The following is a 14,615-nucleotide window of genomic DNA, read 5'->3' on the forward strand; positions in this document are numbered from 1 at the left end:
TCCTCGTTGCCGGGCATCATCGAGAACGATGGCATCTATGTGCTGGCGGCCAATGACTACATCGACCAGCGGGCATACACCATGAAGCGCGTGAGAATCGCCACCAAGCCCGACGCGACTTGGAACTGCGAAATCCATGCGGACAACCCAGAGACGCTCTGGGGCCATCGAGGCCGTTTCAACATCGTGAAGACGGACCGGGTTCACTTCGCCGCGCAGGTGATTGGGCTGGTTCGTGGTGCGGCCCCGGAACCCGAGCCTTCGGTACATTGAACTTCGGCTCCATGCCCACGCGACGGGTACAATCCCCCGGGTTTGCTGCTTGTCGTAGAGGCCGGATTGGGAGTACGCGGTGCCGCATTGGCGGGAGTTGCTTCCTGATAGACGAGGCAGCCTCCCCCTGGGTGGAGACCTCGTACGCACGGACGCGTCGGGCCCGGCGGACGCCGCGGTTGCCATTCTTGGCGTGTACCCTGCCGCGACGAAGCTCTCCAGGTGGGAACATGATGGGCTGGTGTGCAACCTTCCGACTCAGGTCGAGCGGACCTCTTTCGAGCCTGTCTCTCGCTCCGGAAGGGACCTGGATGCGCGCTACCTCGCGCCGCTCGGTCTCAATCGGAGCTCCGTCCTCATCACGGACCTCTGGCCCTATTACCTGTCCACCACGGTGTCCGGGAAGCGCGGCCGCTCGATGGCGGACAACGTCGCGCGCTACGAGGCAGAGACAGGGAGGCGGACTGCCGTGGAGCCACGGCCTGCGCCAGATGAGCTCCTGGCGCGCTCCCGGGAGCTGCCGGGTAATCTCGACCGACTCGCAGAGGTTCTCGGGAATCCAGCGCTGAGGCTCTTGCTGACGCTCGGCACCGAGGCAGCCGCGTTCGTTCGAGGACTGACGTCGATACGAGGTGCTCAGAAGCATCTCTATGGGGCGGCCGTTGAGCTGGAGCCATGGGGGCGGCCGCTCTCGATCGTGCATCTGACGCACCCAGGGAATCTGATGCGCAAGCTCTCGGGATGGCAGCGGCGCCACGAAGACTGGTGCTCCGCTCTCGGGCACACGCTTGTCGCTCAGGCGTGTCGACGTTGAACTTGCGCTGGATATTGCCCCGCCAGGTCGGAACTCACGAGGGCATCCAGCCTGAGTGCCTGGCGGGGTGGAGACGGTCCAGTTCCGCGTGCCAGTGGGTGACCTGGTCCGAAGACACATCGAGGCGCGCGAGCCATGCCTGGAAGTAGCGCTCCAATTCGACGGACCGGGGATGTACTCCCCGGTGATGTCGAAGGAAGTCCTTGTAGTTCTGGACCTTGTCGGCGCGGAGCATGTCGTTGACCTCGGGCTCCGTGCTGAGCGCGATGTCTTCGGGCCCCATCAAGTCCGGTCGATGGGACAGGGCCGCGTTGGCCGTTTCCCGGTAGCCCAGCGCGAGCGCGAGGACTCGCGGGTCATCACTCACGCCATCGACCGGCGGCAAGGAGAGGTCCGCTCCCGTGGCGAGCGCTCGGGCCCAGGCTGCTGCGCGTTCGTCATCGTCCTGCACCAGGGGATGCAGGCAGTACGCGCGTTGAGCCCGGTCGCTCGCGCCCAGGGCGCGTAGCACCCACAGCCCTTCGTCGATGTGGTGCATGTACGGTACGCCGGAGCGTCGAGCGCGACGCTGTCCGTAGAACGTCTGAATCGCGAGATACTCGCGGGCACTCGCGTCCATCCCGTGAAGATGTCAGTCGGCGGCGATGGGCGCCATCTTCAAGCGCCACGGTGTCGTGGGGCATGGCGCGACCGGTGCCGGACGCGTACCGTCCAGGGCACTCCGAACTCCATGCCGACCGTCCTGGCGCTACTTCACATCCTGGGCTGCGTGCTGCTCGCCGCCGTCTTCTTCGCTCCCGCCGGAGTGCCCACGCTCGTCCATCTGCTCAAGGGCATCCTGCGCGAGTACAGCCTGGTGATGCTGGTCCCCGCGCTCCTCACCGCGCTGGTGGCCGTCTGGTGCGCTCACGTGGACGTGTGGAAGTGGCTGCGCTGGGCGACCCCCACGTCCGCGCTGCTCGTCGGAGTCCTCGCGGCATGGCCCGCTGTCTCCGCCTGGCGGATGGCCCGTGCGAACGACCTCCCGCTCGACCTCCGCGCGTATCTCCGTCCTCTCGTCGGTGCGCGCCCCCTCCCGAGTCAGACGGTTCGCTTCGCCGAAGCCGCGGGGCGCGAACTGCACGCCGACATCTTCCTTCCCCCAGGCGCTCCATCCACTCCACGCCCGGCGGTGCTCTACTTCCACGGTGGCGGTTGGCGCGGCGGCGAGCGCGCGTATGCCCGCGCCTGGGCCGACTTCTTCACCGCGAAGGGCTACGTCCTCATCGCCCTCGACTACCGGCTCTTCCCTCCCGCCACCGGCATGACCGCTCCGGGAGACGTCAAGTGCGGCATCCGCTGGGTCAAGGACCACGCGGCGTCCTACGGCATCGACCCGTCCCGGCTCGTCCTGTTCGGTGAGTCCGCGGGTGGGCACCTCGCGATGCTGGCGGCGTACTCCGCAGGCGATTCCCGCCTCCCGTCCTCCTGTGGCGCCACTGGAGACACGTCCGTCGCGGCCGTCATCAGCTTCTATGCGCCGGGCGACCTGGTGTTCCACGCCGCGCACAACGCCGACACGCTCGTGGGCTTCACCGGTGCTCCACTGGACGGTCACCGAGAGCTGTACGAGCTGCTCTCTCCCATCCACCACATCGGTCCACGCGCTCCTCCCACGCTCCTGCTCCACGGTGGTGCCGACAGCGTCGTGCCGCCCGAGGCCTCCCAGGCGATGGCCGCCCGGCTCGCGCAGTACGCAGTACCCCACGCCCTCTTCACGCTCCCGTACGCGGAGCACGGCTTCGACATCTGGGACGGCGGCTTCGGCCGACAGCTCGCCCGGGGAGGGGTGGGACATTTCCTCCAGCAGTACGTGCCCGTCGAGTGACGCGGGCCGGGCGTGAATGAAATCCCCGGCCCCCCGTCATGAAGAGCACACGGTGAGCGGGACAGCGAGAGCGGCCCCGCCGCGGTGATTCCAGACAAGGAGAGGTCCCATGTTGGCGGTTCGCGGTGGCTCCGAGGGTATTCGTGCGCGTGAAAACCGGTCGTCCGCGAAGGGCAGGGGATGGATGGCGCTCGCGCTGCTGCTCCTGCCCATGACGGCGGCGGCGGGTCCCGGGCCGGATTACCGCTGGGACGAGTCTCGCAACCGCCCCGGTCCCAACCGCTGCCACAGCTCCTCGGAGTGCGACGGCGCGCGCACCTGCAGCCCCGCCGGTTGGTGCCAGGGCGAGGCCCGCCCGACTCCTCCGCCCCCGCCGCCGGGCCGGGGCCATGGTCACGACCGCGATGAGCCGCGCCACCAGCGCACCACCTTCATCCGCAGCAAGCTCGCGGGGCTCGTGCTCGACATCGAGGGCAACAACCGCTCGCTCGGCGCCGGACTCATCGCCCACCCCGCGAAGTCCCACCGCGAGGGTAACGACAACCAGCAGTGGGAGCTGGTGCCGACCCGCGGCGGCTACCTCATCCGCAGCAAGCTCAACGGACTCGTGCTCGACATCGATGGCGCGAACAAGGCGCCGGGAACCCGGGTCATCATGTGGGAAGCCCACGGCAGCCCCAACCAGGTGTGGAAGCTCGTGCCCGGTCGCGCCCGCGGCACCTACTACATCCAGAGCGCCCTCAATGGCTTCGTGCTGGATATCGAGGGCGCCAGGAAGGATGGCGCGGGTCGGCTCATCGTCTACCCGATGCATCGCAAGGCGGCCGACAACCAGCTGTGGCGCGTGGACCTCTGAGTCACCCACCTGAATCCGTGGGACCGTGGCGGCACTGCTCGAACAGGGTGCCGCCTTCGCCGTTGCTGGAGCCGCCTCGATGCACGTGGCCCGCGAGGGCAGGCGCGTGTCGGCTGGTTCACGACGGCGGCTCGCGACTCGCAGTGCTCCCGCCCGAGGCCCCGTGTCGGGCTTGTGAGCCGTTGGCTCGCTCTTCGAGACTGGACGCCCACGCCGACACCTTCGTCCAACTCCCGCGCGCGCGGCACTCTCCTGGGAGTCGTCATGCCTGTCTCGCGCAGGTGCGCTGTGTCCCTCGTGTCCCTGGCCGTCCTCGTCTTCGCGTGCTCTCGCGGGTCGCCCCAGCCGCAGCAGGACGAGCTCCCTCCGTTCTACCGCACGCCTGACTCGCTCCCGACCTCCTCTCAGGGCGATGTCCTCCGGCACGAGCCGCTCACGGGCTTCGCCGCGTTGGAGCAGGCGGGGAGCAACGTGCGCGTGCTGTACCGCTCGGATGCGGTGAAGGGGGACCGGCCCATCGCCGTGTCCGGAATCATCGCGCTCCCAAAGGGAGAACCGCCGGAAGGTGGCTGGCCGGTGATTGCCTGGGCACACGGGACGGTGGGCGTGGCCGACAAGTGCGCGCCATCGCGCGATGTGCTGGGCTCGAGCGCCCATTGGTACAATCAGGCGCCGCAGCGGTTGCTGAACTACTTCCTGGGCGAGATGAAGTGGGCCGTGGTGATGACCGACTACGAGGGGCTCGGCACGGAGGGGCGGCACCCGTACCTGCTGGGACGCTCGCAGGCACGAGGCGTGCTCGACAGCGTGGTGGCGGCGCACAAGCTGTACCCGGGCAAGCTGTCGAAGAAGTACGCCATCGTGGGCCATTCCCAGGGAGGACAGGCCGCGCTGTTCTCCGCGGCCGAGGCCCCGGAGCGGCTGCGAGGCAAGGACCTGGAGCTGGTGGGCGCGTTGGCCTATGCGCCAGGGTCCGCGATGCACCTGACGTTCCCGCTCGCGGTGCAGGTCGCGGAGGCCTCGCCGGACGCCGCGTTCATTCCACTCTTCCTCACCGGGGCCGCGGAGGGAGACCCCGACGGAGTGAAGCTGGAGCAACTGCTCAAGCCGCAGGCCCTGAAGCTGTACGCGGAGGTCGACACGAAGTGCCGCACCGAGCTGAGCCTGACGGACTCGTGGGGGAGCTTCATCCCCAAGGGCAATGTGATGAGCGAGACCGCGAACTGGCCGCCGTTGCTCGCGCAGCTGCGCGCGATGCACCCGGGATATCTGAGCATCGGAGTCCCGGTGCGGCTGGTGCAGGGGCGCCTGGATGCGCGCGTGAATCCGGCGCAGACGTGGGTCGTCCGCAACGAGCTCATCGCGCGTCAGGCCTCGGTGGAGTACGTGGGGTGCCCGGTGGCGGACCACTTCGGCGTGTTGGGCGATGACATCCCTGGCACCGTGGCCTGGCTGACCCAGCGTTTCGGAGGAAGCGCTCCTCCCGATGTCCTGAGCTCGTGCCAGGTCCTCACCGAGCTGTCATCCGTGACGCCCTAGCAGGAACCCACGCGCACACACCACGCCCTCAAGACCCTCCTCGGGACTCACCCCACGTCGGCTGAATCCAGAGCGCTTCGCGTGGAGGTCGGGGCGTGACCTGCCGCGGACAGACGCGCCTCGTGGGCTCCAGAGGAGGTGCCTCTGTGGGGATGCGCCTCGCCGCAGGGTGGATTTTTCTGACGGCGGTGGTCGCATCCTGTGTGTGTTTGACTTGGAGCGGCTGAAAGGAAGACGCTGGTTGGACTCATGGCTGTTCATGAGCCCACGAGGAGAGGTGACCATGCGAGGCTTCATTGCTTTGGCTGCGTTCCTGACCCTGTCTGGCTGGACCGGGCGCACGGAGGCGCCGGCGGCATCCCCCGAGGAGTCGCCCTCCGCGGAAATCATCTGTGCGAACATCACAAGCGAGTCCCTCTGCCGCATCAAGGGATGCGTCTGGGATTCGGAGTTCGGCACCTGCGGCGATTGAGCCGAGCCCCTCGGTCCAGGCCCTCGGGCAGGTGAGTCAACCGGGCCATTGACATGCGGCCCGGTCTTCCCTGCACTGTCGTCATGGCAGCGCCTCGCGAGGTCCCCATCATCCTCGGCGTCTTCGTCGCCCTGGCCGCGATGATGGCTCACGTCATCGCGACCCGGCTGGATGTGTCCTCGCCTCGACCCGAGGGCCCACGTATCGCCCCGCTCGCCCCGGAGGCTCGGGCCCCATCGGCCTGGGACTGGGGCGTCATCGTGGGCGTCGGCGTCCTGGGGCTCGTGGCGCTCGGCGCGCAGGTCCACTCCCGACGCTCGCGGTTGCTCCAGGAGGCCGCGATGCCCCCGCCCTCGGCGGAGGAGGCGATGTCTCCCGGGCCGTCCGTCGCGCAGGCGCGGGCCTTCCTGGCGTGGCGCGGAGCGCGAAGGGTGCTGGCGCGACGCACGGGCCTCGTCCTGGCGGAGTGGAGCGCGTTCACTGCGCTGTCGCTGTGGCTCATGCTCCGCGCGCCTTCCGGGGACTGGCTGTCGTTCGCCCTGCCGTGCCTCCTGCTGGTGTTCCCCGCGCGCGTGTACGTGCGCTATCGGGAGGGGGAATCCCTCTGGGTGCCATGGATGCTGGGCCTGTCGGTGGTGGTGCTCGCCGCGACGCGCGAGCCTCGGTGCACGTGGGGGCTGCTGCTCATCGCCGGCGTGTGCCAGGTCTGCGTGTGGCGGCAGGAGCGGGGCACGTCGTCCGGGTGACGCCCTCGGCTCAGGCTCCGGAAATCACGGCGATGGCGGTCTCGGGTGTCATGCCCTGGGCCACCAGGGAGAGCAGCAGCGACTGTCTGAACTCCTGGGTGCGCAGAATCCAGCCGGGGATGATGTCCGGGAGCGAGGCGCTGACCATGCTCGCCGGTCCCAGGAGCGTGCGTCCCCATCGCTCGATGATGGTGCGGGCGAAGGCATCACTCTCGGGCGTGCGTCGCGCGGTGCTCCCCGTCCTGGGACGACGGGCTGGCGTGGACGTGGCCTCGGGCTCGGGCGCCAGCAGGCCGGTGAACACCCGCATCAGCGTGGAGGTGACCACGCCCACGCCGCCGCCGAACGCGGACAGGCCGCCCTGCAGGAGCGTGCCACCGATGATGCGGGCCATGCCGCCCTCGACGAAGCGCAGGCCGGCGTTGCCCGCCATGTGCTCGAGCAGGGTGATGGGGAGCAGCCGCGCCGCGGCCCCACCTGAGGGCAGGAGCCTCGCGAGCGTCTGCGCCGGGAGCCCCGTGGCCTCCAGGATCGCGCCCTGCATGATGCCGCAACTCGTGGGCGTGCCGCGCAGCCAGCGAAGGATGGCATTGCCTCCACGCTGGGCGACGGCGACCGCCTGCTCGATGGTGACGGCGGCCTCCGCGGCCTCGATGACCACGTAGGCGTTGGCTCTCCGCGCGACGCTCTCCGCCAGCTGGGGCGTCAGGGCCTGGGGCACCTCCTGGAAGAGCACGCGCAGCGGACCGCCGTGGAGCTTCATGATCTGCCCCGCGGCGTTGCGGGCGTAGATGACGGCGTGATTCAGCCCGCCTTCCGTCACCGCGACCATGGCGCCGCGTCCCAGGGCTCGCTCCAGCTCGGTGGCCGCGGCCGCCCGCGTGGCGAAGACCGCGCCGCCCTCGCGACCGAAGGCCGCCGCTGTCTCGCGCGCCATCGCCTCCGTGAGGATTTCGCCGCCCTCGCGAACGACCAGCTCGCCCGCGGCGCGCCGGGCCACGGCGGTGCGGTAGACGGAGACGGGGACGCGGATGAGCGCCCGGCCCGCGACGCCCGCGGCGCCCAGCGTGGCGAAGTCGACCATCAGGAAGCCGGTGCCCAGGGCGCGCTGGAAGAACGACTCCGCCTCCCGAATCTGCTGGACCGAGCCGTAGACGGGCACGAGCGCCCAGAGGCTCCTGGAGGGGTCCGGGGCGCCCTCCGCGTGGCGCCGCTGGTTCTCCTCGGTGCTGTCGGAGGTGGCCCACGTGACGACGCCCGCCACCAATCCGATGCCCGCCAGCACGAGCCACGGCGCGATGCGGTGCAGGTCCTCTCCGGCGCCCTCGGTCAGCTCGTAGGGTGACTGGATGAGGGCCGCGCGGGTGGCGCGCTCGGCCTCGCGCTCGGAGGGCCAGGAGGGCTCGCTGATGCGGCCCCGGCCACCCCCGAGCCGCGCCTGGACGGTGTGCGCCAGCTCGTGCCCCAGGATGTGTCGCCCCGCGCCGCTCGCGACGTCGACGTCGCCTCCCAGGACGATGTGGTCGCCCAGCGTGAAGGCCGCGGCGCCCACGGACCTGGCCGCTTGTCTCGCGCCGGGGCCGGTGTGCAGGCGGACCGGTGACAGGTCGTAGCCGTAGGACTGCTCGAACGGCGCCCGGAGCCAGGCGGGGACAGGGTTGCCACCCGCGAGTCGGGACAGGGAGGGGGAGGCGTCACCCACGGGCGCGCGGGGCGTCAGCGCGGCGCGGAGCAGGTTCGTTCCGAACGTGCCCACCGTGGCCGCGACGGAGGTCGGGATGGCGCCCAGCGCCGGCCCCGGGCTGACGGGAGCGCTGGGGGCCTGCACCCTCCCCAGCGGCCGGGTCGTCGCGCCGCCGGGCATGGGACGCAAGGCGCGGGCGGGCGGGTACAGCGCGACGGTGCCGATGTCGAAGCGAGGAGCCCTGTCGGCGGACTCACCCGGGGAGACGTCCGAGGTGGGCGCGGCGGAGGGCTGTGCGGCCACCGCCCGGGTCACACGTGGAGGCGTGGCCTTCGGCGCCGGTGCGGGCGTGGCTGCGCGAGTCGCGGAGTGCAACGAGCCCATGGACGTCCCCCTCGTCGGACCTGCGGGGACATTGTACCCGAAAGGGGGGCGGAGGGCTGTCCGCCCCACCTCGGCGCGACGTCCCGGCTCAGCGCGCCTGGGAGATGCGGTTGTTGGTGCCGGTGTTGCTGATGCGCGGCCTCTTGCCCTTCTGCGGGCCCTGCTTCCAGACGACGTTGTTGTCGCTGCCCGTCGTCTCGATGCGGCGCACGGTGTGGGCGCTGACCTTGTTCTCGCTGCCCGTCACCTCGATGTACTCGCAGGTCCCGGTCAGGATGACCTGGTTGCTGGAGCCGACGATCTCCACCTTGCCGCCTTCGCCGCAGTCGTGCTTCACGGTGCGGTCGGAGTCGACCAGCTCGAGCGAGCCCTCGCTCTGGGACGTCGTCTCCGCCGCGTCGTCGTCATCACGCGCCGCGGCGCCGTTGGCCTGGATGTCGACGCCCCCGCCGCGAACCCGGGCCGAGCCGTCGCGAGCCTCGATGGTGGTGCCTGGCGCCTTCACCCGGACGTTGCCGTCCTTGCCGACCTTGACCGACGCGGCCTCGTCCTCGTCCTGGGCGCTGGCGGACATCGACCCGAGCACACATGCGATGACGACGAAGGCCTTCGACTTGAATGGGTTGCGCATTGCGGTGGACCTCTTGTGTGGATTCACGCGCAATGTACGCACCGGCGGCGCGGAGATTCAAAATCCGCGCGATGCCTCGGGCGCCAGCCCCTGGATTGCAGTGGCCCTTCATCTGGGCACCCGCAGCGGCAGGGGCATGGCGGCGGTGTCCGAATCGTGCTTTCACGGGCGCCCATGACGGATGCGGACACCCCAGGTCGGTGGCTCGTCGAGCAGGCGGTCCGGCGACTCGTGGCGGAGTGGTCGTCCCGTGACGAGCAGCGTCGTCCTCGGGGGGCCTGGGTGGTGCTATGGGGGTCCATCGCGCGCGACGAGGACCTCGAAGGGGCCACGGTGACGGTGCCGTTGCTCGCGGCCTGGTTCCTGACCGACGCCGGCTTCGTGCGGCGGGACGTGTGGAGCTACCTGCGCCACCGCGCGCTGCGGTGCTCATCCGTGTTCTCTCCGCTGGCGACCGAGGTGGGCGTGCTCGAGGTCGCGCTGTACCGCGGTGGGACCCAGGTGTACGCGGCGAGCCACCTGGGGCCCAGGGACGCCTGCGGCGTGCGCCTGGAGCGGGGGCCGGACGGGCGGTTGATGGAGCAGCGCGTCTGGGTCTCGTGACGGTGCGCCGGGGGCCGATGTTGGACGTCAAAGGGACCGGGGAGAATCGGCTCAGTGCGTGCCGGGACTCTCCTCCGCGGACTTCAGGAACGTGTCCCACGCGGTGAAGAAGCTCGCATTGAAGAGCCTTGCTCTGCCATCCGAGACATGCACGCCGACGAGGTAGTGCTTGCCTTCGCGTGTCACCCAGACAGGGCCTCCGCTGTTCCCGGTGGCCGTTTCGATGTCGTACGTCATGAGGTTGTTGTCGATGCCGACGACGACGCCGCTGCCCAGGTGGAGCGTGTGCGCATCGGAGATGTCGCCGCCGGGATACCCTCCGAGGAAGAGCGCTTCGCCGACGCGGGGCACGACCTGCGGGTCCACCAGGAACGGGTCATCACTCACGACGCTCGTCCCCAGGTCGATGAACGCGAAGTCGAACTCGAACTTCCGCTCCGAGCCATGCAGGCGCCATGCGTAGCCTGGCGCGGAGACCCGCTGTTGGATGTGTTCCCGATTCAAGCTCGCGATGACCGTCTGCGCCGTGGCCGTCTTCTGGTTGCAGCTGACGTCCACGTGGTCGAGCCATCCCAGGGGATAGTCGTAGACGTTGTGCGCCGCCGTGATGAGGTAGCGACCCTGGGCCAGCGCGGCGCTCCCATTCGAGTAGACGTCGCCGATCCACAGCTTCTTGATGTTCCGCCGCCGGGTCGTCAGATGACACACGGCTTCCAGGGGTCTGGAGAGCTGTGTCACCGGCGACTGCTGCTGCCTGGCGGAGGAGGGCGTGGTTGGATGCGATTCATCCGGATACGGGTACGCGCCGAGGATGGAACAGCCAGCGGTCGATGCGGCGAGCACTGCCCAGAGCGCGGGATGTTTGCGGAGCATTGTTCCTGGAAGGGGCTGTGGGAGGGGAGCGGCGTGCGACAACGGCGTGGCCTGGGGTGTGTGGGGCGTTACACCCGCAGCGTACCTGCCTCGACGCCCCTGGCTCGAGCCTTCCATCGCATCTCGGACCGAGAGAATTCTCGGATGGCGATGCTGTCCAGTCCTGGTGCGATTTCCGCGCGGGCCATTCGGGGCCGTGGCAGTTTTCGGGGCCATGTCGCGTGCCCGGGAATCGAAGAAGGTGGATGTCGCTGCGCTGATGAAGAAGGCGGATGCGCTGCTGGACGAGATGCCGCCGCAGCTCGACCAGGCGGTGGTCCTGCTGCGTCAGGTGGTGGCGGAGGACCCCGAGCATCTGCTGGCGCTCCACTCCTTGAGCTGGTCGCTGGACGCGACCCGGCGCATGGAGCCCCATCGCTGGGCGCTCGAGGTGAAGGCCGAGCACTGGGCACTGCGTGACCGCATCCTCGCGCTGACCCGGGGCACGAAGCCCGGTGGCAAGCTGACGCTCGCGCAGAAGGCCCGCGCGTTGGCCCTGAGCCAGTGGGCCGAGGACGTGGTGCGAGGCACTCCGACTGTCGCCCAGCTCGACGAGGTGGAGGCCGCGCTCGACGAGTCCGAGCGCCTGCGGCCCCTGCCGGACCAGCAGCGCGGACGCCGCGGGCTCCAGGCCTGGCGCGCGCTCACCCAGGGCAAGAAGGAGCAGGGCTACCGCGAGCTGCTCTCCCTGCTGGAGGAGAACCCCGGCATGTCCGCCCAGGGCGTGACGGACGACGACGACCCGCTCAACTTCCAGGGCCTGGAGGGCGCCTTCTCCGACGAGGGCTTCCACACGTGGCTGCGCAAGCAGAAGCCCGCGAAGAAGAAGGGCAAGGCGCTCGACAAGGGACTGCTGCTCGCGGCGGGGCTCGATGCCCAGCCGTTCTTCGGCCCGGGCTTCGTGGGCAACAGTCGCACGGGCCGGGTGCTGGCGCTGCTCGCATTGGGCGCGGACCTGGAGGCGAAGGACTCCCGCAAGCAGGGCGTGCTGCACCTCGCCGCGATGGTGGATGACGCCGGGCTGGTGAAGGAGCTGCTGCGCCTGGGGGCCTCCACGGATGCTGTCGATGGAGACAAGTCCACGCCCCTCCATGCCGCCGCGGAGCACGGCAGCGTGGCCTGCATCGGCCCGCTCGCGAAGGGAGGCGTGCCCGTGGATGCGCTCGACGGCTCGGGGCGCACCGCGCTCTTCGAGGCCCGGACGGCGCAGGTGGCGAAGGCGCTCATCGACGCCGGGGCCAATCCCAACGCGGGCAAGGGCTGGACGCCGCTGCACCAGCACGCGCGCTTCAAGGAGCGTGGGCCCGTCATCGAGGTCCTGCTCGCGGCCGGCGCGGACGTCACGCTGAAGAACTCCAGCGGACAGACGCCGGTGCAGGAGGCGCTGGAGCACAAGCACGCGGCCCTCGCACAATTGCTGGGCGCCAAGGCGCCCAAGGGCAAGAAGGGCGCCCTGGATGTGCGCCCCCTGCTGGAGGCGCTGGAGCGTCGGCGCAAGGCGGTGCTCACGTCCTGGTACTACGAGGGCGAGGACGTGGACGCCATCGAGCAGGTCCTGAAGGGGCTGGAGCTGCAGGGTGCCACGTCGTGGGACGAGCTCGCGGCCGCGCTCCGGGGCGAGTTCCCCTGGACGGTCATGGCCCTGGTGGAGCTCGCGCGGGACGTGCTCCCCGCCGAGGAGAAGACGCCTGTCTTCACCCAGGCGCCGCGCTTCGTCCGGGGGAACCTGGTGGTGAAGGGCGACGTGCACCTGGACGCGCCCCTGCTGGTGACGGGGGACCTGACGGTGAACGGGGTGCTGCGCAACGCGGGCCTGGAGGGACTGCTCGCGGTGGGAGGCACGCTGCGCGTCAGCGGGTTGGACACGGACGGCGAGGTCATCGTCGGCAAGGACGTGGAGGCCCAGGTCGTCTGGGGCCACGGCAACGACGCCTCGCTGCGGGTCGGCGGCGTGGTGAAGGCCGAGGTGGTCATCGCGGATGACCACGACGTGCAGGCGAAGGTGAAGGCGGAGCACCACTACGCGAATGGTGGGTTCGACGCCTCGGACGCGGCGCTCAAGAAGGTGTTCGTCCCGAAGGCCTTCAAGGGCAGGACGCTGGACCGGGAGAAGCTGTTCGACCTGCTGAGCAAGACCGGTGTCGTCCGGCTGTAGTCGGGCGCGCCTGCGCAGCGCGGTTCCAGCCGTGACGGGCCCGTGGGTCCATGTGGACGCACGGGCCCGGGCCGTCAGCGCACCTGGCTCACCAGCCACGTCTGGGCATCCGGGCGGCTCCAGAACTCATCCCAGCCGCTGTGGGTGGTGCCCGGCGTCACCGTGACCTGAATCTCCCCGGTGTAGTTGGGGCACTGGCGCAGCTGCGTCAGCACGCCGTCGGTGGGGTTGGTCCACTTCCACGCGTTGAACGTCCCGTCGCCCGAGTTGCCCGCGGCCCACAGCGGGAAGTCCGCGATGCTGCACAGCGGGTTGGCCACGGGCGACGTGTACGCCAGCGGCATCCCGCCCGCATAGGTGCTCCGGTACTTGAGCAGCTGGTCATTCACCCCCGCGCCGCCGAAGGACAGGCCCGTCATCGTCACGCGGTCCGGGTCGATGTTGAAGCGGGTGATGGCCTCGAGCACCAACGCGTGCGTGAGGTCCACGTTCCAGTACGTGTCATACGGCGGCGTCGCGCCGATGCGCGGCGCGTGCGGCGCGATGACCACCGCCGGGTACGTGGTGACAATCGCCTTGCCCGGGATGAGCTGCCGGATGAACCCCTCCGGATTCGAGAGCACCGTCGTGTGGTCCGAGCTGAGCGTCGTGCCGCCCCGGCCATGCAGCGACAGGACCAGCGGGTACTTCTTCAGCGGGTCCGCGCCGTACTCGATGGGCAGGAACACCGCCGTGTCATACGTCCCGCCGCGCGACCACACGTGAATCTTCCCCGCGCGCGCGTCCGCGGCCTGCGTGCCCGCGTGCACCTTGACGCTCACCGTGTCCGACACCGCGGCCCCGCCGTTGTCCGTGGCGGTGAACCGGAAGATGTACGAGCCCGGCGTCAGGTTGCTCGCCGTCACCGTCCGCGTCGTCGCCCCCGTCAGCGTGGCCGGCGTCGGGCCGAAGGCCTGCTGCCACTGGTAGGTGGCGATGGTGCCGTCCGTGTCGCTCGCCGTGCCCTGGAGTTGGACCGAGCTGGCCGGCTGCACGATGGCCGTGTCGTTCCCCGCGAAGGCCGTGGGGGGCTGGTTGGCCAGTCGCGCGCCGCGCAGCTCCAGCTCCCGCACCCGGCACAGGCCGTCGCTCGACGCGCGCTTGCACGACAGGCGCACGTAGCGCGTCTCCAGCGGCTGCGCCAAGGCGAGCGTCCACGTGGGCTGCGTGTTGTTGATGACCGCGCCACCGGGCACGGGCTCGAAGCCGGCCGTGGTCGCCAGCCGGTGGTGGAAGTCGAAGTCGAGCATCTGCTGGCCCACGGTGTTGTCGCGGCCCGAGTACAGCGTGATGCCCTCGATGCGGTGGACGGCCTGCAGGTCCACCTCAATCCACTCGGGCGTCGTCGCCGAGGGCACCGAGGCTCCGGCCCACCGGTCCTCCGTGTTCAGGATGCCGTTGAAGGCCTTCGCGTTCGCGAACTGCGTCGGATACCCGTTGGGGTGGATGGAGGACGCCGTCGAGGGCTTGTTGAGCGCGACGTTCGTCGTCTGCGCCCAGGCGGGGAGGGCGACCAGCGAGAGGACCGCGGCGAGGAGGCTCGGGGGATGCCAGCGCATGAGGGGGACCTTTCAGCAGGGGAGGTGGCGAATCGTCACCGTGTTGCAAACGCACCGGCGCGGCGGAAGTCGCAAAGGTCG

Annotated in this window: 13 protein-coding genes; 8 read left to right on the forward strand and 5 right to left on the reverse strand. The window is 69.9% G+C overall.

All coding sequences use genetic code 11. The features are described from left to right. Positions 1-6 precede the first annotated feature (6 nt). Complete coding sequence (locus OWM54_RS28220; protein ID WP_267699519.1) at positions 7-273, forward strand: hypothetical protein; 267 nt, start codon at positions 7-9, stop codon at positions 271-273. A gap of 848 nt (positions 274-1,121) precedes the next feature. On the opposite strand, the gene OWM54_RS28225 is transcribed toward OWM54_RS28220, so the two are convergent. Then, positions 1,122-1,625: a hypothetical protein gene (locus OWM54_RS28225; RefSeq protein ID WP_267699520.1), complete on the reverse strand. Its 504-nt coding sequence runs from the start codon at positions 1,623-1,625 to the stop codon at positions 1,122-1,124. Between the two features lie 192 nt (positions 1,626-1,817). On the opposite strand from OWM54_RS28225, the gene OWM54_RS28230 reads away from it, so the two are divergent. From OWM54_RS28230 to OWM54_RS28250, 5 genes are all read left to right on the forward strand, one after another. Then, positions 1,818-2,954, forward strand: coding sequence for an alpha/beta hydrolase (locus tag OWM54_RS28230; protein ID WP_267699521.1), 1,137 nt, complete (start codon positions 1,818-1,820; stop codon positions 2,952-2,954). Between the two features lie 184 nt (positions 2,955-3,138). Further along, a complete protein-coding gene (locus OWM54_RS28235) occupies positions 3,139-3,810 on the forward strand; it encodes an RICIN domain-containing protein (protein ID WP_267699522.1) in 672 nt (223 codons plus the stop codon). A 297-nt stretch (positions 3,811-4,107) separates the two neighbouring features. Continuing rightward, entirely contained in the window at positions 4,108-5,349 is a 1,242-nt protein-coding gene (locus OWM54_RS28240) for an alpha/beta fold hydrolase (protein ID WP_267699523.1), read from the forward strand. Positions 5,350-5,632: 283 nt separating this feature from the next. Next, a complete protein-coding gene (locus OWM54_RS28245; protein ID WP_267699524.1) occupies positions 5,633-5,821 on the forward strand; it encodes a hypothetical protein in 189 nt (62 codons plus the stop codon). Positions 5,822-5,904: 83 nt separating this feature from the next. After that, the gene (locus OWM54_RS28250) at positions 5,905-6,567 is read left to right on the forward strand and encodes a hypothetical protein (protein ID WP_267699525.1); all 663 of its coding nucleotides are present in this window, start codon (positions 5,905-5,907) and stop codon (positions 6,565-6,567) included. A 10-nt stretch (positions 6,568-6,577) separates the two neighbouring features. Here the strand turns inward: OWM54_RS28250 and OWM54_RS28255 are convergent, their stop codons facing one another. Both OWM54_RS28255 and OWM54_RS28260 read right to left on the reverse strand, forming a co-directional pair. Further along, positions 6,578-8,554, reverse strand: a complete 1,977-nt coding sequence (locus tag OWM54_RS28255) for a DUF4157 domain-containing protein (protein ID WP_267699526.1) — start codon at positions 8,552-8,554, stop codon at positions 6,578-6,580. Positions 8,555-8,723: 169 nt separating this feature from the next. Next, the gene (locus tag OWM54_RS28260) at positions 8,724-9,266 is read right to left on the reverse strand and encodes a DUF3060 domain-containing protein (RefSeq protein WP_267699527.1); all 543 of its coding nucleotides are present in this window, start codon (positions 9,264-9,266) and stop codon (positions 8,724-8,726) included. 174 nt (positions 9,267-9,440) lie between these two features. On the opposite strand from OWM54_RS28260, the gene OWM54_RS28265 reads away from it, so the two are divergent. After that, a complete protein-coding gene (locus tag OWM54_RS28265; RefSeq protein WP_267699528.1) occupies positions 9,441-9,869 on the forward strand; it encodes a hypothetical protein in 429 nt (142 codons plus the stop codon). Positions 9,870-9,920: 51 nt separating this feature from the next. Here OWM54_RS28265 and OWM54_RS28270 read toward each other — a convergent pair whose 3' ends face one another. Then, entirely contained in the window at positions 9,921-10,742 is an 822-nt protein-coding gene (locus OWM54_RS28270) for a trypsin-like serine peptidase (RefSeq protein WP_267699529.1), read from the reverse strand. A gap of 214 nt (positions 10,743-10,956) precedes the next feature. Between OWM54_RS28270 and OWM54_RS28275 the strand changes: the two genes are divergently transcribed. Next, entirely contained in the window at positions 10,957-12,936 is a 1,980-nt protein-coding gene (locus OWM54_RS28275; RefSeq protein WP_267699530.1) for an ankyrin repeat domain-containing protein, read from the forward strand. 74 nt (positions 12,937-13,010) lie between these two features. On the opposite strand, the gene OWM54_RS28280 is transcribed toward OWM54_RS28275, so the two are convergent. Continuing rightward, positions 13,011-14,534, reverse strand: coding sequence for a PKD domain-containing protein (locus tag OWM54_RS28280; RefSeq protein ID WP_267699531.1), 1,524 nt, complete (start codon positions 14,532-14,534; stop codon positions 13,011-13,013). Positions 14,535-14,615 lie beyond the last annotated feature (81 nt).

Origin of the sequence: Myxococcus sp. MISCRS1, from assembly GCF_026626605.1 — a bacterium.
Taxonomy (GTDB): Bacteria; Myxococcota; Myxococcia; order Myxococcales; family Myxococcaceae; genus Myxococcus; species Myxococcus fulvus.

Coding starts and splice junctions, on each gene's coding strand:
- OWM54_RS28265 (WP_267699528.1), top strand. CDS start 9,441: ATGACGGATGCGGACACCCCAGGTCGGTGGCTCGTCGAGCAGGCGGTC.
- OWM54_RS28280 (WP_267699531.1), bottom strand. CDS start 14,534: ATGCGCTGGCATCCCCCGAGCCTCCTCGCCGCGGTCCTCTCGCTGGTC.
- OWM54_RS28235 (WP_267699522.1), top strand. CDS start 3,139: ATGGCGCTCGCGCTGCTGCTCCTGCCCATGACGGCGGCGGCGGGTCCC.
- OWM54_RS28245 (WP_267699524.1), top strand. CDS start 5,633: ATGCGAGGCTTCATTGCTTTGGCTGCGTTCCTGACCCTGTCTGGCTGG.
- OWM54_RS28275 (WP_267699530.1), top strand. CDS start 10,957: ATGTCGCGTGCCCGGGAATCGAAGAAGGTGGATGTCGCTGCGCTGATG.
- OWM54_RS28225 (WP_267699520.1), bottom strand. CDS start 1,625: ATGCACCACATCGACGAAGGGCTGTGGGTGCTACGCGCCCTGGGCGCG.
- OWM54_RS28250 (WP_267699525.1), top strand. CDS start 5,905: ATGGCAGCGCCTCGCGAGGTCCCCATCATCCTCGGCGTCTTCGTCGCC.
- OWM54_RS28260 (WP_267699527.1), bottom strand. CDS start 9,266: ATGCGCAACCCATTCAAGTCGAAGGCCTTCGTCGTCATCGCATGTGTG.
- OWM54_RS28270 (WP_267699529.1), bottom strand. CDS start 10,742: ATGCTCCGCAAACATCCCGCGCTCTGGGCAGTGCTCGCCGCATCGACC.
- OWM54_RS28230 (WP_267699521.1), top strand. CDS start 1,818: ATGCCGACCGTCCTGGCGCTACTTCACATCCTGGGCTGCGTGCTGCTC.